Genomic DNA, 17,909 nt, shown 5'->3' with positions numbered 1-17,909 from the left:
ACTCATGCTGACCCTGGGTGCGGCGCCGGTAACGCTCGGGCAAGAGGTTACCCCTGCCCGGATTGAAGCCCTCAAGAAACGCATTGAGGGTATTGATGAGTGGCTGGCAGACGCCGAGAAGGATCGTTCCGCTCTGGAGCAACAGCTTGCTACAGCCGAACGCACCATCAGCCGGCTGACTCGGGAACGCAGATCCCTGCGCGAGCAGGTGAAGGAACAGCAACAGCGACTTGCCAAGCTGCAGGAGCAGGAACGGGAACTCGCACACACGCTTGAGCGCCAGAGAGACAGCCTGAAAACACTGATACGCACCGCCTGGATGGAGGGCGACGCGCCCGCCGTCAAGATTCTGCTTAATGAGATTGATCCGGACAACATAGCCCGGACCATGACCTATTACGAATACCTCAGCCGAGATACCGTCAAACGCCTTGAAACCTTCCATAAAAACCTTGCGGAACTCAAGGCCACACAAGCTGCGGCTAAAAGCACACAGGAAAAGCTGACGGCTGCTGAAGAAGGCATCGTAAAACGCCAGCAGGAATTAACAGTCTCCCGCAAGGAACGGGAAAAGACCCTGACAGCGCTGAACCAGGATATCCGTAGCCGGCGAACTGAAAAAGACGAGCTTGAAGCCGACCGCAAGCGCCTGGAAAAACTGCTCTCGGAAGTTCAGCAAGCCATTGCCAACATCCCTTCGCCTAACGAGTCGCAACCTTTCCAGTCACTCAGGAACAAACTGCCGTGGCCGGTGAAGGGTAAGGTCGTCAGCCGGTTTGGCGATAAATACGCAGACGGCAAACTCCGCAGAAACGGCCTTCTTATACAGACTGACGAAGAAGCCGAAGTAAAAGCCATCCATTATGGCCGTGTTGTGTTCGCCAACTGGCTCAGGGGCTTCGGGCTGATCACAATCATTGATCACGGTGATGGCTACATGACACTCTATGGCAACAGCAGCAGCCTGTTTACCAGCCCCGGCGACTGGGTTTCAGCCGGCGAGGCTATCGCACAGGCGGGTCGCACGGGCGGTACAGAAAGCCCGGCGCTTTATTTTGAGGTTCGTCATAACGGCAAACCGGATAACCCGGGGCGCTGGCTGGCCAACTGAACTCCGGTGCGGGGCTGACAAACGCGCCCGGTGGCGCCATACTGTCGGGAACAGGTAACCAAGCCTCACTTTATACCCAACTATCGGAATAACCACGGGATATGTGAATGAATCGGGTCCGAAATATACTCCAGGTATCACCTTTGCGCTCAGCCATTCTGGCGGCCTGCTTCATTACCATTCCGGGACTGGCTTTCGCGCAGGAAGCCCCCTCCACCAACACCGAATTACTGGAGGGCATTCAGGACGGCACACGTGTTGAAATCACCCTCCCGGACCCGGAAACGCAACTTCCCCTGGATGACCTGCGCAAATTCACCGAGGTTTTCAGCCGGATAAAAGCCGCCTACGTGGAAGAAGTGAGCGACAGGCAACTACTTGAAAGCGCCATCAAAGGCATGCTTTCCGATCTCGACCCACATTCCACCTACCTGGCCCCCAAGGACTACGAAGAGCTGGAAGAGAGCACATCCGGCGAATTCGGTGGCCTCGGCATTGAAGTGGGTATGGAGAACGGTTTTGTAAAAGTAATCGCGCCGATTGACGATACACCGGCCCAGAAGGCGGGCGTTCAGGCAGGCGACCTGATCATCAAGCTTGATGAGAAGCCGGTAAAAGGCATGAGCCTGGAAGAAGCCGTTCAGCTTATGCGTGGCAAGCCGGGCACCATTCTTACGCTGACCATCATGCGGGAAGGTGAAAACGTACCGGTAGAGATCGAGGTTGAGCGAGCCGTTATCAAGGTTACCAGCGTAAAGAGCCGAATGATTGAAAACGGTTATGGCTACGTGCGCCTCACCCAGTTCCAGGCGGAGACCGGCGAGCAGTTCACCGAAGCCCTGGAGCAGCTCCGGGAAGAACATGGCGGCGATCTGGACGGACTGATCATCGACCTGCGCAACAACCCGGGCGGTGTATTACAGGCTGCGGTAGCAACGGCGGATGCCTTGCTGGACGAAGGGCTGATTGTGTATACGGAAGGTAGAATCCAGAGCTCGCGCCTGCGCTTCAGCGCCAAAGACGGCGATGTGATGGCCGGGACGCCAATCGTTGTACTTATTAACGGCGGCTCCGCTTCTGCGTCGGAAATTCTTGCCGGCGCCCTGCAGGATCATAAACGGGCGGTCATCATGGGTACCCAGTCCTTTGGCAAGGGCAGCGTTCAGACAGTGATCCCGCTGGATGAGACCCACGCCATCAAGATGACAACGGCTCGCTATTACACCCCTGACGGGCGTTCGATCCAGGCCACGGGCATCAAACCGGATATCGAAGTAAAGCCCGCAGAACTGAAGGAGCTGGATAGCCGCCCCTTCTTTACCGAAGCCGACCTGAGCGGCCATTTGATTGGCCAGGATGAGAAAACGGAAGGCAAAGACAAGCAATCGACTACTGAAGACCAGCCCGGCTCCACGGCAGACCGGGATTATCAGCTGAGGTCCGCGCTTAACCTTCTGAAAGGACTGAGCATTCTCAACCGAAAGGGAGAAGGCACAGCACAGTGAAGGCGACCTGTTCTCTTACCCTGGCCAATCTGGCGCTGTTCGCCCTGTTAAGCCTTGTAGCCAGTCCTACCGTAGCGGAGCCGGCATCTCGCGATGTGCCGCCAACCATTGCCATCATCATTGATGACATGGGGCACAACCTGTACGAGGGTGAGCGCCTGGCCAACCTGGATCAGCCGCTGACCCTGGCCTTCCTGCCGTATCGTCGGCACACAGACACCCTTGCCCGCCTAGCGCACAGCCGCGAAAAAGAGATCATGCTGCACGCTCCCATGGCCAACACCCGCAACTTTGGCCTTGGCCCCGGGGGCCTGACCCCGGATATGGACGAGCAAAGCCTGACAACAACCCTGCGCCGTGCCCTGCGGTCTATCCCCTATGTGCAGGGGGTGAACAATCACATGGGCAGCTTGCTGACACAGCAGCTCAGACCCATGGACTGGGTCATGAAGGAACTGGACCGCTATCCGGTTTATTTTGTAGACAGCAGAACCATCGCCACGACTGTTGCGGGCGAAGTTGCCGCGGCTTACCGCATTCCCACCCTGTCCCGGGATGTGTTTCTGGACCACGAGCAAACAGAAGAATATGTCGACCGGCAGTTCAAGGAGCTTATTCGCCGGGCGAAAGAAAATGGCAGCGCAGTTGGCATTGGCCACCCACACCCGGTGACCGTCGACTACCTGGAAAAACACCTTCCACTACTGGATGAGCAGGGCATTGCCATTGCAACCGTAAGCGGGCTCTGGGCCATCAGAAATAACAACCAGAGAATGTTTGCAGAAGGGGAAAAGCAGACCATAAGGCCTGCTTATGCTAAAAAGGACTAATCCCGGACCTCGATACCCTGGGCCTTCATGAACGCCTTGGCTTCCGGGATGGTGTGCTCACCAAAATGAAATATGGACGCTGCCAGAACAGCATCTGCACCACCTTTGGTAACGCCATCTGCCAGATGCTGAAGCTCACCCACACCACCTGAAGCAATTACAGGAACAACCACCGCATCGCTGACTGCCCGGGTCAGACCAAGGTCAAAGCCGATTTTGGTGCCATCCCGGTCCATACTGGTAAGCAGGAGCTCGCCGGCTCCCATTTCTACCATCTTGCGGGCCCACTCCACGGCATCCAGCCCTGTTGGCTTGCGACCACCATGGGTGAAAATCTCCCAGCGCAGCGGCTCACCTTCAGCACTGACCTGCTTGGCATCAATAGCCACCACAATGCACTGGCTGCCAAAACGGTCCGCCGCTTCCCGCACGAACTCCGGGTTGAATACGGCGGCAGTATTAATGGCCACCTTGTCTGCCCCGGCGTTCAGCAACTTGCGGATATCTTCCACTGTGCGAACACCACCGCCGACCGTCAGCGGAATAAAAACTTCCGCCGCCATACGCTCCACGGTTTCATAGGTAGTGTCGCGGCTCTCATGGCTGGCGGTGATATCCAGAAAGGTAATCTCATCCGCACCCTGTTCATTGTAGCGACGGGCCACTTCCACAGGATCGCCGGCATCCCGGATATCCACAAAGTTCACGCCTTTAACAACACGCCCTTTGTCTACATCCAGGCAGGGGATTATGCGCTTTGCCAGTGCCATACAATCTACCTTGTTCAGTTTGTCAGGGAATCACAGAATGCCTGGGCTTCCGCTACATCCAGAGTGCCCTCGTAGATGGCCCGACCGGTAATGGCGCCGATAATACCCTTGCCAGCAACCGGCGCCAGACGCCTGAGGTCATCCATGCTGGTTACGCCGCCGGAGGCAATAACCGGAATGCCACCTTCTTCTGCCAGTGCTGCGGTGGCTTCCACGTTAACGCCCTGCATCATCCCATCGCGGTTGATGTCGGTGTAAACAATCGCTTCAACGCCATCGTTGGCAAAGCGCTTCGCCAGATCCACTGCCATCACTTCGGAAACCTCAGCCCATCCATCGGTGGCAACACGGCCATCTTTGGCGTCCAGCCCCACGATGATATGACCGGGGAAGCGTTTGCACATGTCGGTCACAAACTCCGGCTCTTTCACCGCCTTGGTACCGATAATAACCCACTGCACACCGGCTTCGAGATAGGCTTCAATGGTTTCGGCCGAACGGATACCGCCACCAATCTGTATCGGCAAATCCGGATACTTGCGGGCGATGGCTTTTACAATTTCCCCGTTTACCGGCTCGCCGGCAAACGCGCCATTCAGATCAACAAGGTGCAGGCGGCGGGCGCCGGCTTCTACCCAGCGGGTGGCCATATCAACCGGGTCACCACCGAATACGGTGGAATCTTCCATGCGGCCCTGGCGCAAACGCACGCACTTGCCGTCTTTGAGATCAATGGCGGGAATAATCAGCATGTTCCGTTCCAGTCTGTAAAGTTCTTGAGAAGTTGCAGCCCAGCCCCGGCACTTTTCTCCGGGTGAAACTGCACAGCAAAAATATTGTTCCGGGCCACCGCAGCCGCCAGGTCAACCCCGTAATGACTGCGCCCGGCAATGTCGGGGTTGCCTTCCGCCTCGGCGTAATAGCTGTGCACAAAGTAGAAGCGGTCACCATCGGGAATACCCTGCCACAGGGGATGTTCCTTAGTGTGGTACACCTGATTCCAGCCCATGTGAGGCACCTTCAGGCGTTCGCCGTTTTCTGTCAGGTTTTCGCCAAAGAAGCGCACCTCGGACGGGAACAGGTTAATCCCCTCGACCCCGCCATTTTCTTCGCTACGGGACATAAGCGCCTGCATACCAACACAGATTCCCAGGAACGGACGATCACGGGATACTTCCCGCACCAGGTCATCCACGCCCAGCCGGCGGATTTCCGCCATGCAATCGCGAATGGCACCGACGCCGGGCAGAATCACCCGGTCGGCTTCACGAATCTGATCTGCGTTGTCGGTTACCAGAACCCTGGTACCCGGGGCGACGTGCTCTACTGCCTTGCGGGCAGAGTGAAGGTTCCCCATGCCGTAGTCGATGATGGCAACGGTTTTCATGCTTTGTGCGGTGTCCTTGGTGGCGGATTACAACAGGCCTTTGGTAGACGGGGTTACACCCGCCATACGCTCATCCATTTCAATGGCTACACGCAGGGCACGGCCAAATGCTTTGAACACTGTCTCAATCTGGTGGTGGGTATTCTTGCCCCGCAGATTGTCGATGTGCAGTGTAACCATGGCGTGATTGATGAACCCACGGAAGAATTCTTCAAACAGGTCGACGTCAAAGCCGCCGACAGTGCTGCGGGTGTAAGGCACTTCCATTATCAGGCCGGGGCGCCCGGAAAGATCAATCACTACACGCGACAGTGCCTCGTCCAGTGGCACGTAGGCATGGCCGTAACGGCGAATCCCTTTTTTATCACCCACGGCCTGCTTGAACGCCTGGCCGAGGGTGATGCCAATATCCTCTACCGTGTGGTGATCATCAATGTGCAGATCGCCTTTGGAGACAATATCCAGATCAACCAGACCATGACGGGAAATCTGCTCCATCATGTGATCAAGAAACGGAACGCCTGTATCAAAACTGTGCTTACCGGTACCGTCGAGGTTAATTTCAACAGCAATCTGTGTTTCAAGGGTATTTCGTTCTACCCGAGCCTTACGTTCGGCCATGGGGACTCCGTAGCAAATTAAGCGGCATAAAGCCGGACATGTTCAATCTCCGGATTATACCTTTTATGCTCTCAGGAGTCCCACAACCGGGTTAATCGGCCCGATAGCTTCTCTGGTGGCAGGAAAATCAGAAGGCCTTCTTCAGATTATTCATGTAGGTGTCCACAAGGCCATTGAACTCGTGCTTGATAACCGGGCTGATTGCCAGCTTCAGCAACCCGGGCAGAGGCAGAGTCAGCTCCGCACTGGTGTGGAACTTCAATGCTGTGGCCTTGTCGCCCTTTGCTGTCAGCTGCCAGGAGCCACGCACCAGGCCGTTACCTTCACCTTTTACCGGTTCCCATGTGATCTTTCCGGCCTCTTTATCGGAAAAGTACTGGCTGGCGTAGACAGTCTGGATAGCGTGCTTGTCAATACCCACCTTTTCCATTTCCCAGCGGTAGATGTTGTCACCCAGGTCAGTTAGCTTGTGTACTTTCGGGAAATAGCTTGCAGAGCGGGGAACGTCCGCCAGCAGTTCGAAAACTTCATCATAACTGCCGGCAATTTCAAGCTCCCGGTTCAGCTCAATTGAAACAGTAATAGCCACAGCGAACTCCTTTTTATGTTTATACGTAATAATGTAGTCGGAAAACAGTCGGCGTGCATTTTGGCCCAACACTAACGCATTGTCATACTCCTGCGCTGTTAATTTGTTAACCCTGCGTTATCCTTTAGCCTGTTCGCACCGGGATTCGACATGAATCCTGAAGCTCCCGCAACATGAAAGGATGCCTGAATCATGAAAGCCATTCGTTATGTGCTGATCGCCGTCGTTGCACTTGTCGTTCTCGCCATTGTCGCGATTGCCGTTGCCATGGCCGTTATAGATCCGAACGACTATAAACCGCAGATCGAAAAGGTGGTTGAAGAGAAAACCAACCTCGATCTCATTCTGGAAGGCGACATCGGCTGGTCTTTTATTCCTCTCGGGCTTGAGCTGAATGATGTGGAAGCCACTTTGGATGGTGAGCGCCTGATTGCACTGAAGCAACTGGTAGCACAGGTCGACTTCTGGTCCTTGATTACCATGTCGCCGCAGGTCAGCACCTTCGTGCTCGACGGCCTGGACGCCCACCTGAGCATCAACAAACAGGGTGAAGGCAACTGGACGCGCATCATGCCGGAACCTGCAGAAGGCAAAACGCGAAAGGACGGGCAGAAAGACAAGCAAGAGGTTGCCGGCAAGCCCGGCCAGACACCCGCCGAGGGAACCGGTGGCACCCCCCTGAACTTCAATGTTGACAATGTTCAGATCAGTAACGCGCAGGTGCATTACAGTGATCAGCGTACCGGGCAGAAAGTGACTCTGGAAGATTTCACAGTAAATGCCAGCAACATCACCCTCGGCTCCGAATTCCCCCTGGAAGTTGGCTTTCGTGTAGAAACTGCAAAGCCGCAGTTTACGGTAGACGGGAACATTGAGGCCCGCCTGGCGGCCAACGAAGCGCTGAACGACTTTGCAGTTTCCGGCCTGGACGCGGAGTTCAACATGAACGGCGAACCATTCGGCGGCAAATCCGTCACAGCCAGAATAAGCGGTTCAGCCAGGGCCAACCTGGAAAACGAAACTGCTACTCTCAGCGACATCACCGCCAGCCTCGCCAACCTGACCCTGAACACCAATCTGGATGTGAAAGGCTTTGGTGATAAGCCGGCCCTGAACGGCAAAATTGCCATCAAAGAGTTCTCCCTTAAAGACCTGCTCAAAAACCTTGGGCAACCTGCCGTTGAGACAGCCGATGAAACAGTCCTCCAGGCCATTGCCTTCTCCACCAGCATTGGCGGCGCCGCGGGCAAACCTGCGCTTGCTGACCTGGTCATCAAACTGGACGACACCACCTTCAAAGGCGCCGGCAGCTATAACCTCGAAAACGGAGGCATAGTATTTGACCTCCAGGGCGATAAACTCAACGCCGACCGCTACCTGCCCCCCAAGGCGGAGGGCGCAGAAGCTGAAAGCGCTGCCCCGGTACAAACCGCCGGCAGCGGCCCGCAAGGCGATCTGTTGCCTCTGGAGACCCTGCGCAGCCTGCTACTGGACATCGACTTCGGGCTGGGCGAGCTGGTTGTGAGCAACCTCACCATCAACGAAATCAAAGCCAGCACTACTGCCCGCGAAGGCCTGCTGAAAGTAGACGAGTTCAGCGGTAAGCTCTACGAAGGCAGCTTTGGCGCCAAAGCCACCATTGATGCCCGCAGCGACAATCCCAAGTGGTCAATCAACTCCGATGTAAGCAACGTCCAGACTCTGCCCCTGCTGGCGGACGTGGCTGAAATCACTATGCTCTCCGGCGGAGCCAACCTAAAAGTCAATGCGACCACTTCCGGCAACCGCATCCCGGATCTGAGAGAGAACGCCGATGGCCAGATCAGCTTCAATCTTGCCAAGGGTGAATTCCGGAAAATGAACCTGACGCGCATGGCCTGCCAAGGCATCGCGCTGGCAAACGGTGAAGAACTGACAACCGATGACTGGGGCGACACAACGCCATTCAACGATATGCGCGGCACCCTGGATATCAACGGCAACATCTTCAACAACACGGATCTTGTAGCATCACTCGCCGGCATGAAGCTGGAGGGGAATGGCACGGTTGACATGAAGCAGACTCTGGTGGATTACGAGCTTGGCCTGCGGATTGTAGGTGAGATTCATCGCGATAACGCCTGCCGGGTAACCGAATACGTTGAAGACGTTGTGATTCCGGTGGAATGTCGTGGTGATTTTTCCCAGGGCGCTGCAAGCCTGTGCTCCTTCGACGGCTCCCGCTTCCGCGACACCCTGAAGACCATTGCCAAAAACGCCGCACGCAAAAAAGCCGAGGAAGAAGTGGACAGGGCGAAAGAAAAAGCAGAAGAAAAGGCCCGCGAAAAACTGGAAGAAAAGCTCGGTGAGGGAGCGGGAGACAAGGTAAAAGACGCACTGAAAGGCCTGTTCAAGTGACAGCAGACCGCTTCGCTGAAAAGCTTCTGGCATGGTACGACCGGCACGGCAGGCATGACCTGCCGTGGCACCATAACCGCACCCCCTACCGGGTGTGGGTTTCTGAAATCATGCTTCAGCAAACCCAGGTGGCCACGGTTATCCCCTACTACAGGGCTTTCATGGCGCGCTTCCCTGATGTGCAAACCCTTGCAGAAGCACCGGTTGATGACGTACTCAGCCACTGGTCTGGCCTTGGTTATTACGCACGGGCACGCAACCTGCAAAGGGCTGCCCGGTCCGTAATGGACGACTTTGGCGGCAAGTTCCCGCAAACCCGGGAAGAGCTGGAAAGCCTCACCGGCATCGGCCGATCCACCGCGGCTGCAATTATTGCCCAGGCGTTTGGCAAGCGCGCGGCCATTCTCGATGGCAATGTAAAACGGGTACTGGCCCGTTATCACGCCGTTCCCGGCTGGCCAGGGCAAACCTCTGTACTGAAACAACTCTGGGAACACGCTGAAGCACACACACCGGACGAGCGCGTGCGGGATTACACCCAGGGCATCATGGACCTGGGGGCCATGGTATGCACCCGCAGCCGGCCGGCCTGCAGCGATTGCCCCCTGCAGACCGGCTGTAAAGCCTATGCCAGAGGTGAAACAGGCCTCTACCCCGGCTCCAGACCCAAAAAGGTAAGGCCTGAAAAAACCACCTGGATGGTCATACTGGAAGACCGGGAGGGCCGCATACTGCTGCAACGACGCCCACCCAGTGGTATCTGGGGTGGCCTTTGGAGCCTGCCCGAGCTGGACCCGGCTTATGGCGCTGAGGAATTACAGGAAGCCTGCGAGCAGAACCTGGGGGTTGACTGCGGGGAACCCGAACTGATCGGTGGTTTCCGCCATACCTTTTCCCACTACCACCTGCACATTCAACCGGCCCGTTTGGACGTGACCGGACAAAGCACCGTAAGAGATGATGCGCAGCACAAGTGGCTGTACAGGCACGAAGCGCTGGCGCTGGGCCTGCCAGCACCCATTCGCACACTGCTCACGAACCCGGAACAGGCTGCCCTGCTCTGATAACAAAGCGAGCACACGCCCAACCGCCTTTATCTGTTATCATCCAACCACTTATCTACGACAACAGGAGCGAACATGAGCCGCACCGTTTTCTGCCGCAAATACCAGAAAGACCTTGAAGGGCTGGACTTCCCCCCAATGCCTGGCGCAAAAGGTCAGGACATCTACGAAAACATTTCCAGGCAAGCCTGGGAAGAATGGCAAAACCAGCAAACCATGCTGATCAACGAAAAGCATCTGAGCCTGATGGACCCTAACACCCGCAAATACCTGCAGGTGCAGATGGAACGCTTCTTCAACAACGAACCTTTCGACAAAGCCGAAGGCTACGTACCGCCGGAGCAATAACACAAGGGTGATCAAAGCCTGACCAACCCTGAAAAGATTCAGATATTTTTCCGGGCCGGCCTTGACTCACCACACCGAAACCGGTTTAATAGCGCCCCGTTGCACAGCAGTACAGCAACCTGCCCGGATAGCTCAGTTGGTAGAGCAGAGGATTGAAAATCCTCGTGTCGGTGGTTCGATTCCGCCTCCGGGCACCAATAGAATTCAATAACTTAGCCCGCCTTGTGCGGGCTTTGTTGTTTCCGGGGCACCAATCCCAAGCGGTGGCGGCGCCCGGCACTTGCCTGGCTACAGTACCGGTATTACCCATTCACAACAGTAACCGGCACAGTGGCATGCCTGACGACCTTTTCGCTGATACTGCCCAGCGTGAGGCTGCGCACCATCGAATGGCCCCGCCTTCCCAATACAAGATGAACTTCCGGATTGCCTTCCAGGTATTCAAGTATTGCGTGGGCGGGGTCGCCCCTGAGAAGGACTTCGTCAGCCGGATCGGCTATACCACTCACAGCCTTTCTGGCAGCGTCAAACACCTCACGCCCGTAGCTGTTCACCTCTTCGTCAACCTTATCCGGCATGACGCCACCAATCACCAGCCGTTCCAACCGTGCGCTCGGAAACACCGACAAGAGCGTAAGCGGCTTGCCAGTCGCTTTAGCCAGTTCGGCTGCCATCCTCGCGGCCTCTGCCGAGTGGCTTGACGCATCACAGGCGACCACAATGCTTGAAGTAACTTTTCCCATGGTATCCCTCCATTTGTCCATTTGTATCCGATAGATTACTACCGTACCACAGACAGGCCGCTGACTCGGCTATCAATTACAAACAGCTGGTAAACCGATGGTGGCGGCACAATAAAACAAGATAGTGTCGTATAAGAGCGAGCTTTTGCCTGGTGGCCGGTGTAACTTCGACCTACTAATAAAAATAATGGGGTTAGTAATGGCTGATCACTATGTCGCGTTTTCCATCCCGTTTTTCCTGTTGTTTATCGCCCTGGAGTCTGCGTTCTTCTGGCAAAAAAACCGGACTCCATTACGGTTGAACGATAGCCTCACCAACATGAGCTGCGGCATTGTAACGCTGATTTTTGAGCTCTTTACCAAAGGTGGGCTATTCCTGATCTTTGCCTTTGTCTCCAACAGGTTTGGTCTGGTTGAATGGGACGTGGGCTCTGCCATTACGTGGATACTGTTTTTCTTCGTTTATGATTTTTTCTATTACTGGGGCCACCGCCTGTCTCATACCGTGAACTTCATGTGGAGCGGCCACCTGCCCCATCACCAGAGCGAGGAATACAATTTTACGGTCGCCCTGCGGCAAGGCGCTTTTCAGGACACCCTGATGTTTCCGGTTTTTATTCCAATGGCAATCATGGGCTGCCCGATTGAAGTGTTTGCAACTGTGCTGTTATTGAACAAGTTTTTCCAGTTCTGGATACACACCCGCGCCATTGGGCGCGTGCCGGTCATTGAGGGCATTTTAAACACGCCTGCGGCCCATCGCGTTCACCACGCAGTCAACACCCGGTACATCGACAAAAACTACGGCGGCGTGATCATGCTGTGGGACAGGCTGTTTGGCACCTGGGCTGAAGAATGCGAAGAAGAGCCCTGTGTTTTCGGTGTACGCAAACCCTACCGAAGCTGGAACCCGATAGCCGCACATGTGGACTGGTGGGCAAGGTTATGGGAGGACGCTGTTGCTACCGAACGGTGGGCAGACAAACTAAAACTCTGGTTTATGCCAACAGGGTGGCGCCCTGCGGACGTCGCCAGGAGCAACCCCTGGAAGCCCTATGACATCGCGCGGTATGAAAAATACGACCCGGAAGCAAGCCTCTGGCAAAAAACCGTTTCAGTCGCCCTGTTCCTGGCCACACTCCCCCTGATCAGCCACCTGTTGCTTGAGCAGTTTAGCCTGCCCCTGTGGAATAAAGTGGGTTTTGCGATTGTCATATTGGCGTGCCTGTACGCCAGTGCTTACTTTCTCAACGGCAGCAAGCCTGGGACTCGAACTGAACGATTAGGTGAATATTCGCCCTGAGCCGCTTACACTCTGGCAAGCTACTAATAAGCCGTGGCAGGGATGAACACAGATGAAGGACTTTCGTAAAACAGCTCTTCAGGCCGCCTTACGAAAATCCTCCATCCTTACCCTCTTGTCGCGGTTACGCCGGTATTTGCTTTTATCTTCAACCACCCGCATCTGATACTTGGGGGTTCTGAGTTCCCGCTGCACAGCGCTGTGCCTGGTTGCGGCTGCCTTCTTTTTCGCCATAGTCATGTCTCCACTGGCTGTTGGTTTGCGCAATCCATTATAGCATATCCTGATATTTCTTGATTCAACGCATTCGTTTACACACACTTGCAGGCAGGCTCCCACGGGATAAACTGCTTCTATGCTCTACAAATTACTGCCTGGCTTGCTTTGGTTGCAGGGATATACAACCCAGACGTTGAGGCGGGATCTGGCATCGGGCCTGGCTATCGGCGTTATGCTGATCCCGCAGAGCATGGGCTACGCAGTTCTCGCCGGCCTGCCCCCCGAGTTCGGGCTGTACGCTTCCATCTTCTCGCCGCTTCTTTACGCCTTGCTGGGAACCTCCAACAAGATCTCGATCGGGCCGGTGGCCCTGGATGCCATTCTGATACTTTCCGGCCTCAGCGTGCTCGCCGAACCCGGATCCGATGAGTACCTGCAACTGGCAGTGGAACTCACGCTGCTGGTGGGGCTGATCCAGTTTTTGTTCGGATTGCTGCGGTTTGGCTTTATTATCAATTTTCTGTCCTACCCGGTGGTTGTCGGCTACACCTCCGCCGCCGCCGTAATCATCATAGGTAGCCAGCTACAAAGCCTGACCGGCCTTCATGTAGACAGCGCCAACGTGCTGCAACTTTCCTGGCAGCTGTTAGCGAACATGAACGACTGGCACGGCATCACAGTGGGGATTTCAGTCGCAAGTCTTCTGTTTATCTTTCTGTGCAAACGTTACCTGCCAAAGCTGCCCAATGCCCTGCTTCTTCTGGTTGGCACCATGCTGCTGTCGGGGCTGTTTCATGCCGGGCAGGCAGGCGTGGAAGTCATCAACTCCGTTCCGAAGGGCTTTCCTGCACCGCATTTTCCGGATATTGATTTCACCAGACTGGGCGAGTTGTTGCCTGTTGCCTTTACTGTGGCCCTGATGGGATTCGTGGGCACCATGTCGATCTGCAAGTCTCAGGAGTCACCAAAAGACAAGCGCAGCGTGCAACCGAACCAGGAACTGGTGGCACTGGGGCTGGCCAACGCTCTGGGTGCCCTGCTCCGGAGCTTCCCGGTGTCTGCCAGTTTTTCACGCAGCGCGGCCATGCGTGAAGCGGGTGCGCTAACCCAGGTGTCTGCTTTGGTTTCCTCTGGCCTGATTGCCATTACGGTACTCTTCCTTACGCCCCTGTTTACCGACTACCCCTTACCCAAAGCCGTGCTGGCTGCCATCATCGTTATGTCGGTGCTGGGTTTGTTCAAGTACCAGGAGATGAAAACCCTGTTCCGGCAGGACACAAAAGAGTTTGTGATCCTGCTGGTTACCTTTCTGATTACGCTGTTACTGGGTGTTCAGCAGGGCTTGCTGGTGGGCGTGGCAGTATCGCTGGTACTGGTGATTTACAACAGCACAACCCCGCACATAACCGAACTTGGCAAGATCGATGGAGAGGACCTGTACCGGAACATCCACCGGTTTGAGAGCATCAGCGTACGTAAGGATCTGTTGATTTTCCGCTTTGATGCGCCCCTGTATTTTGCCAACAAGGATTACTTCAAATCACGGTTATACAGCATGATAAAGCGCCGCCCGGAGGGTTCCCTGAAAGCGGTAATACTGGATGCCCAAGCCGTAAGCAGCATCGACAGTACCTCCCTGATCATGCTGGAAAGTGTGATCGAAAACCTGCAGGAACAGGGCATCGAGTTTTATATGGTCAGCCTAATCGGCCCGGTTCGTGACACCCTCACGCGCTCCGCAGCCCTGAGCGAATATGTACTTAATGAGCACATGTTCCCCCAAATCACGGATGCGGTGCTGTATATCGATCAGGGCATCAGTTCGCGTGCATCGATTGCCAGGCAGAGTAACGCTGCCAAAAAACGACCGCGGAAAAAGCATGGGGTCACTAAACCCGGCTCTCCCGTTCAATCGCACCCGGCCCGCCGGCGGCCAGAATAGCGGCACCGAACACACAGGCAGCCATGACAAGCACAATTGGTAGCAGGGTTCCGCCAGCCAGCGTTGCCGAAACCGCGCTTATGGCGCCTGCAACCGTGAACTGCGTTGCCCCCAGCATGGCTGCAGCCGTGCCACCAAGGTGGGGAAAGAACTCCAGTGCATTGGCCATGTTATTGGGGATAATGGCCCCCATGAAGCCCACCGCTGCAATAATGCAGGCGGCAATCACCCAATAGGGTGCACCCGCCCAGGCAAAGATCACCAGCACACTCACGGCGATGGCCTGCAGGAACACGCAGGCTCTGAGTATCCGGACCGATCGGTACTTGTTGAGAAGGCGGCGGTTCAGCAAATTCAGGCTTGCCATGGCGACTATATTGGCGGCGAACAACCCCGAGAACATGGCATTGGAGAGCCCGAACCATTCCTGATAAATAAACGAGGCGTGGGTAATAAACACCAGCATGGCGCTGAAGCATAAAGCCTGCACCCCGACAAACCGCATTGTCACGCGATGGCGAAGCACCAGCCCGTAGTTGGTTACCAGGGTGGAAACCGGCGTATGGACTTTTCTCCGCGGCGGCAGGCGCCGGAACAGCACAAAGTGCAAAACAAGTGCCAGCAGCGCGCCATAACCAGACAGCATCAGGAAGATGGAATGCCACTCGCTGAAGTAAAGCAGCATGGACCCGATTGAGGGTGCGGCAGCCGGTGCTATGAACATCACCAGACCAATCAATCCGAACAGGCGTGCCGCATCCTGGCCGTTAGTCTGGTCACGCACAATGGCGGGAACCGATACCGCACAGAAGGCGCCGCCGATGCCTTGCACAATTCGCCACCCGAGCATATCCGGGAGCGTTTGGGCCTGTGCAATCATGAAAGCCGCGCCGGCGAATATCACCAATCCTGCAAACAGCACCTGCTGCCGCCCGTAGCGGTCGGATAGCGGGCCACCGAGCAACTGGGCCAGCCCGAGGGTGCCCACATAGGCGCTAAGCGTGAGCCCCACGCTTCCGTGGCCAACTCCAAGCTCATCTGCAATTTCGGGAAATGCCGGCAGGTAGGCGTCCAGCGCCAGCGGCCCCAGGGCAACGGTCATACCCAGCAGTATGGCCAGCCGGAGATGCGACAAATGTGTAGTATTCAAACCAGCACTCAACCTTCTGTGCAAATAAAAGAAATTACCGGGACATGAGCCACCGTAATTCGTTAGGGAACTCATTATCCGACAGTCTACATCATCAGCGCAGAATACACTCCCGGCCAAGCAATCGATTCAGCTTACGGCGTTTGCGACGCAGGCTGTTACCTTTATCCACACCATAGCCCCTCCGAAGTTGTGACTGGATCCCGGCCAGTTTTTCACGGTAGCCGGCACAGGTTTTCTCCTGCTTTGCGAGCGCTTTTGCTTTCGACTTCCGGTGGGCAGCCTCGGAATTACCATCGGTTGCGAGCATGCCCTTCACTTGCTTGCGGATATCCGAGATACGCTTATGTTGCCGGAGGTTCTCCGCCATGGGCAGGGTTACCGGGTCTGCCACCTCAAATGGCTCATGGCTTTTTCCCCTTGGCGGCGTGTCGGTGAAATGGACTACGCCGCTGGCGTCTGTCCAGGTGTAGATGTCGGCAATGGCCGCTGGCGGGAAAACAAGTATCAGAATGGCAGTTGCCACTATCCCTGGCATAAGAATCCACTCCCTGTGGTGTCGTTGGTTGCCGGGGCAGTATAACGATTACCAGAGGGAGTGTAAGGCGTCGCCTCGCAATTTACTGGTCCAGCAGCTCTATCCAGTGCTGGACCGGCACCTGGGCCCTGGTTTCAAGGTGCATCTGGCAGCCGATGTTGGCGGTTGCAATGCGGTCAGGGCTGTCGATGGTCAGCGCTTCCAGCTTGTTACCCAGCAGCTTCTGGCTGAGTTCTGGCTGCAGCACGGAGTAGGTGCCGGCGGAGCCACAACACAGGTGTTTGTCTTTGGTCACGGCCAGATCAATGCCTGCTTGGGTGAGCACCTGCTCTACAACACCGCTCTGTTTCATGGCGTGCTGAAGTGTGCAGGGGCAATGGAAGGCCACCTTGCCGGGGTTCCGCTGAACCTTGAGGCTTTCAAGATCCTGTTTCAGCAGGAAGGCACCAAGATCGGTACACAGTTCACTGACTTTCTGAGCCTTTGCGGCATACACCGGGTCCTCCCGCAGCAGGTGTCCGTAATCCTGCACCATGGCTCCACAGCCGGAAGCGGTCATTACGATGGCCTCGGCACCGGCGTCAATGGCCGGCCACCAGGCATCGATGTTCTGGCGCATGCGCTCCAGACCTTTTTCATGCTCGGAGAGGTGATAGTTCACAGCACCGCAGCACCCGGCTTCCGGTGCCTCAACCATGGTAATGCCAAGCCTGTCCAGCACCCGGGCCGCCGCAGCGTTGGTGTTCGGTGTCGCAGACGGCTGTACACAGCCCGCGAGAGCCAGAACAATGCGGTTATGGCTTGCGGCTGGCCAGGGGCTGGCCTGTTTTCTGGGCGGCACTTTAGCGCGCAGTTTGCCCGGCAATACGGGCGCAAACGTTTGCCCCAGGCGCAGCATAAACCCGAAAAGTGCCCGGTTGGGGAGTACCCGGGCCAGGGCCCAGCGCATCCATTTGTCTTTCGGGGCACGGGGCAGTTCTTTGTCGATAAGGCCCCGGCTGATATCCACCAGGCGACCGTACTGCACACCTGAGGGGCAGGTGGTTTCACAGCTGCGGCAGGTCAGGCAGCGGTCGAGGTGTTCCCGGGTTTTTTCGGTGACTTCTGCGCCTTCGAGAAACATTTTCATGAGGTAGATGCGGCCACGGGGGCCGTCTCGCTCGTCGTTCAGTTCCTGGTAAGTGGGGCAGGTTGCGGTGCAGAAGCCGCAGTGAACGCAGGCCCGCAATATGGCTTCCGCTTCCTGCCCTTCGGTTGTGTTGGCGAATTGTTGAACCAGGTTAGTTTGCATTTTTTACCCGCTAAAGCTTCAAAATCGGTGGTATCGCGATGGGTCGGATGTTTCTCTGAAACACGCTGTGGATACTTCCCTGTACGCTTGGCTCCGCCATC

Annotated in this window: 18 protein-coding genes and 1 tRNA gene; 9 read left to right on the top strand and 10 right to left on the bottom strand. The window is 56.0% G+C overall.

The features are described 5' to 3' along the window. The first annotated feature begins 4 nt into the window (after positions 1-4). From CDH48_RS00460 to CDH48_RS00450, 3 genes are all read left to right on the top strand, one after another. Positions 5-1,111, top strand: coding sequence for a murein hydrolase activator EnvC family protein (locus CDH48_RS00460; protein ID WP_188437632.1), 1,107 nt, complete (start codon positions 5-7; stop codon positions 1,109-1,111). 107 nt (positions 1,112-1,218) lie between these two features. Continuing rightward, positions 1,219-2,616: a S41 family peptidase gene (locus tag CDH48_RS00455; RefSeq protein WP_100686745.1), complete on the top strand. Its 1,398-nt coding sequence runs from the start codon at positions 1,219-1,221 to the stop codon at positions 2,614-2,616. Between the two features lie 44 nt (positions 2,617-2,660). Further along, complete coding sequence (locus tag CDH48_RS00450; RefSeq protein ID WP_264754746.1) at positions 2,661-3,446, top strand: divergent polysaccharide deacetylase family protein; 786 nt, start codon at positions 2,661-2,663, stop codon at positions 3,444-3,446. On the opposite strand, the gene hisF is transcribed toward CDH48_RS00450, so the two are convergent. From hisF to CDH48_RS00425, 5 genes are all read right to left on the bottom strand, one after another. Beyond that, a complete protein-coding gene (gene hisF, locus CDH48_RS00445) occupies positions 3,443-4,216 on the bottom strand; it encodes an imidazole glycerol phosphate synthase subunit HisF (protein ID WP_100686744.1) in 774 nt (257 codons plus the stop codon). The two genes, CDH48_RS00450 and hisF, sit on opposite strands and share 4 nt — an antisense overlap. A 14-nt stretch (positions 4,217-4,230) precedes the next feature. Next, a complete protein-coding gene (hisA, locus tag CDH48_RS00440; protein WP_100686743.1) occupies positions 4,231-4,968 on the bottom strand; it encodes a 1-(5-phosphoribosyl)-5-[(5-phosphoribosylamino)methylideneamino]imidazole-4-carboxamide isomerase in 738 nt (245 codons plus the stop codon). Further along, the gene (gene hisH, locus CDH48_RS00435) at positions 4,962-5,603 is read right to left on the bottom strand and encodes an imidazole glycerol phosphate synthase subunit HisH (RefSeq protein WP_100686742.1); all 642 of its coding nucleotides are present in this window, start codon (positions 5,601-5,603) and stop codon (positions 4,962-4,964) included. Before hisH ends, hisA begins: the two co-directional genes overlap by 7 nt. A 27-nt stretch (positions 5,604-5,630) precedes the next feature. Continuing rightward, positions 5,631-6,224, bottom strand: coding sequence for an imidazoleglycerol-phosphate dehydratase HisB (gene hisB, locus CDH48_RS00430; RefSeq protein WP_100686741.1), 594 nt, complete (start codon positions 6,222-6,224; stop codon positions 5,631-5,633). Positions 6,225-6,351: 127 nt separating this feature from the next. Continuing rightward, positions 6,352-6,813, bottom strand: a complete 462-nt coding sequence (locus CDH48_RS00425; RefSeq protein ID WP_100687172.1) for an SRPBCC family protein — start codon at positions 6,811-6,813, stop codon at positions 6,352-6,354. A 192-nt stretch (positions 6,814-7,005) separates the two neighbouring features. Between CDH48_RS00425 and CDH48_RS00420 the strand changes: the two genes are divergently transcribed. From CDH48_RS00420 to CDH48_RS00405, 4 genes are all read left to right on the top strand, one after another. Continuing rightward, positions 7,006-9,210 carry an AsmA family protein gene (locus CDH48_RS00420; protein WP_100686740.1) on the top strand — a complete coding sequence of 735 codons (2,205 nt, stop codon included), beginning with the start codon at positions 7,006-7,008 and terminating at the stop codon, positions 9,208-9,210. Further along, on the top strand, positions 9,207-10,274 hold the full coding sequence (mutY, locus tag CDH48_RS00415; protein ID WP_100686739.1) for an A/G-specific adenine glycosylase: 1,068 nt from the start codon (positions 9,207-9,209) through the stop codon (positions 10,272-10,274). The genes CDH48_RS00420 and mutY overlap by 4 nt, the downstream gene beginning before the upstream one ends. A gap of 75 nt (positions 10,275-10,349) precedes the next feature. Further along, positions 10,350-10,622: an oxidative damage protection protein gene (locus CDH48_RS00410; RefSeq protein WP_100686738.1), complete on the top strand. Its 273-nt coding sequence runs from the start codon at positions 10,350-10,352 to the stop codon at positions 10,620-10,622. Positions 10,623-10,743: 121 nt separating this feature from the next. Then, a tRNA-Phe gene (locus tag CDH48_RS00405) sits at positions 10,744-10,819 on the top strand. 105 nt (positions 10,820-10,924) lie between these two features. Here CDH48_RS00405 and CDH48_RS00400 read toward each other — a convergent pair. Next, positions 10,925-11,365 (bottom strand): universal stress protein, encoded by a 441-nt coding sequence (locus CDH48_RS00400; protein ID WP_100686737.1) that lies wholly within the window; start codon positions 11,363-11,365, stop codon positions 10,925-10,927. Positions 11,366-11,564: 199 nt separating this feature from the next. On the opposite strand from CDH48_RS00400, the gene CDH48_RS00395 reads away from it, so the two are divergent. Next, positions 11,565-12,668 carry a sterol desaturase family protein gene (locus CDH48_RS00395; RefSeq protein ID WP_157807783.1) on the top strand — a complete coding sequence of 368 codons (1,104 nt, stop codon included), beginning with the start codon at positions 11,565-11,567 and terminating at the stop codon, positions 12,666-12,668. A 78-nt stretch (positions 12,669-12,746) separates the two neighbouring features. Here the strand turns inward: CDH48_RS00395 and CDH48_RS19170 are convergent, their stop codons facing one another. Further along, complete coding sequence (locus CDH48_RS19170) at positions 12,747-12,902, bottom strand: hypothetical protein (RefSeq protein WP_188437597.1); 156 nt, start codon at positions 12,900-12,902, stop codon at positions 12,747-12,749. 121 nt (positions 12,903-13,023) lie between these two features. Between CDH48_RS19170 and CDH48_RS00390 the strand changes: the two genes are divergently transcribed. Beyond that, the gene (locus tag CDH48_RS00390) at positions 13,024-14,829 is read left to right on the top strand and encodes a SulP family inorganic anion transporter (RefSeq protein ID WP_100686735.1); all 1,806 of its coding nucleotides are present in this window, start codon (positions 13,024-13,026) and stop codon (positions 14,827-14,829) included. Here the strand turns inward: CDH48_RS00390 and CDH48_RS00385 are convergent. From CDH48_RS00385 to glcF, 3 genes are all read right to left on the bottom strand, one after another. Continuing rightward, positions 14,777-15,979: a multidrug effflux MFS transporter gene (locus CDH48_RS00385; protein WP_227520855.1), complete on the bottom strand. Its 1,203-nt coding sequence runs from the start codon at positions 15,977-15,979 to the stop codon at positions 14,777-14,779. The genes CDH48_RS00390 and CDH48_RS00385 overlap by 53 nt on opposite strands. A 94-nt stretch (positions 15,980-16,073) precedes the next feature. Further along, the gene (locus tag CDH48_RS00380; protein WP_100686733.1) at positions 16,074-16,517 is read right to left on the bottom strand and encodes a DUF4124 domain-containing protein; all 444 of its coding nucleotides are present in this window, start codon (positions 16,515-16,517) and stop codon (positions 16,074-16,076) included. A gap of 82 nt (positions 16,518-16,599) precedes the next feature. Further along, positions 16,600-17,808 carry a glycolate oxidase subunit GlcF gene (glcF, locus tag CDH48_RS00375; RefSeq protein WP_100686732.1) on the bottom strand — a complete coding sequence of 403 codons (1,209 nt, stop codon included), beginning with the start codon at positions 17,806-17,808 and terminating at the stop codon, positions 16,600-16,602. Between the last annotated feature and the right edge of the window lie 101 nt (positions 17,809-17,909).

Source organism: Marinobacter aromaticivorans (assembly GCF_002806975.1).
GTDB classification, from domain to species: Bacteria; Pseudomonadota; Gammaproteobacteria; order Pseudomonadales; family Oleiphilaceae; genus Marinobacter; species Marinobacter aromaticivorans.
This window is presented reverse-complemented; position numbering and strand designations above follow the sequence as displayed.

Coding starts and splice junctions, on each gene's coding strand:
- glcF (WP_100686732.1), bottom strand. CDS start 17,808: ATGCAAACTAACCTGGTTCAACAATTCGCCAACACAACCGAAGGGCAG.
- hisH (WP_100686742.1), bottom strand. CDS start 5,603: ATGAAAACCGTTGCCATCATCGACTACGGCATGGGGAACCTTCACTCT.
- CDH48_RS00455 (WP_100686745.1), top strand. CDS start 1,219: ATGAATCGGGTCCGAAATATACTCCAGGTATCACCTTTGCGCTCAGCC.
- CDH48_RS00410 (WP_100686738.1), top strand. CDS start 10,350: ATGAGCCGCACCGTTTTCTGCCGCAAATACCAGAAAGACCTTGAAGGG.
- CDH48_RS00380 (WP_100686733.1), bottom strand. CDS start 16,517: ATGCCAGGGATAGTGGCAACTGCCATTCTGATACTTGTTTTCCCGCCA.
- CDH48_RS00420 (WP_100686740.1), top strand. CDS start 7,006: ATGAAAGCCATTCGTTATGTGCTGATCGCCGTCGTTGCACTTGTCGTT.
- hisF (WP_100686744.1), bottom strand. CDS start 4,216: ATGGCACTGGCAAAGCGCATAATCCCCTGCCTGGATGTAGACAAAGGG.
- CDH48_RS00395 (WP_157807783.1), top strand. CDS start 11,565: ATGGCTGATCACTATGTCGCGTTTTCCATCCCGTTTTTCCTGTTGTTT.
- hisA (WP_100686743.1), bottom strand. CDS start 4,968: ATGCTGATTATTCCCGCCATTGATCTCAAAGACGGCAAGTGCGTGCGT.
- CDH48_RS19170 (WP_188437597.1), bottom strand. CDS start 12,902: ATGGCGAAAAAGAAGGCAGCCGCAACCAGGCACAGCGCTGTGCAGCGG.
- CDH48_RS00390 (WP_100686735.1), top strand. CDS start 13,024: ATGCTCTACAAATTACTGCCTGGCTTGCTTTGGTTGCAGGGATATACA.
- CDH48_RS00400 (WP_100686737.1), bottom strand. CDS start 11,365: ATGGGAAAAGTTACTTCAAGCATTGTGGTCGCCTGTGATGCGTCAAGC.
- CDH48_RS00460 (WP_188437632.1), top strand. CDS start 5: ATGCTGACCCTGGGTGCGGCGCCGGTAACGCTCGGGCAAGAGGTTACC.
- hisB (WP_100686741.1), bottom strand. CDS start 6,224: ATGGCCGAACGTAAGGCTCGGGTAGAACGAAATACCCTTGAAACACAG.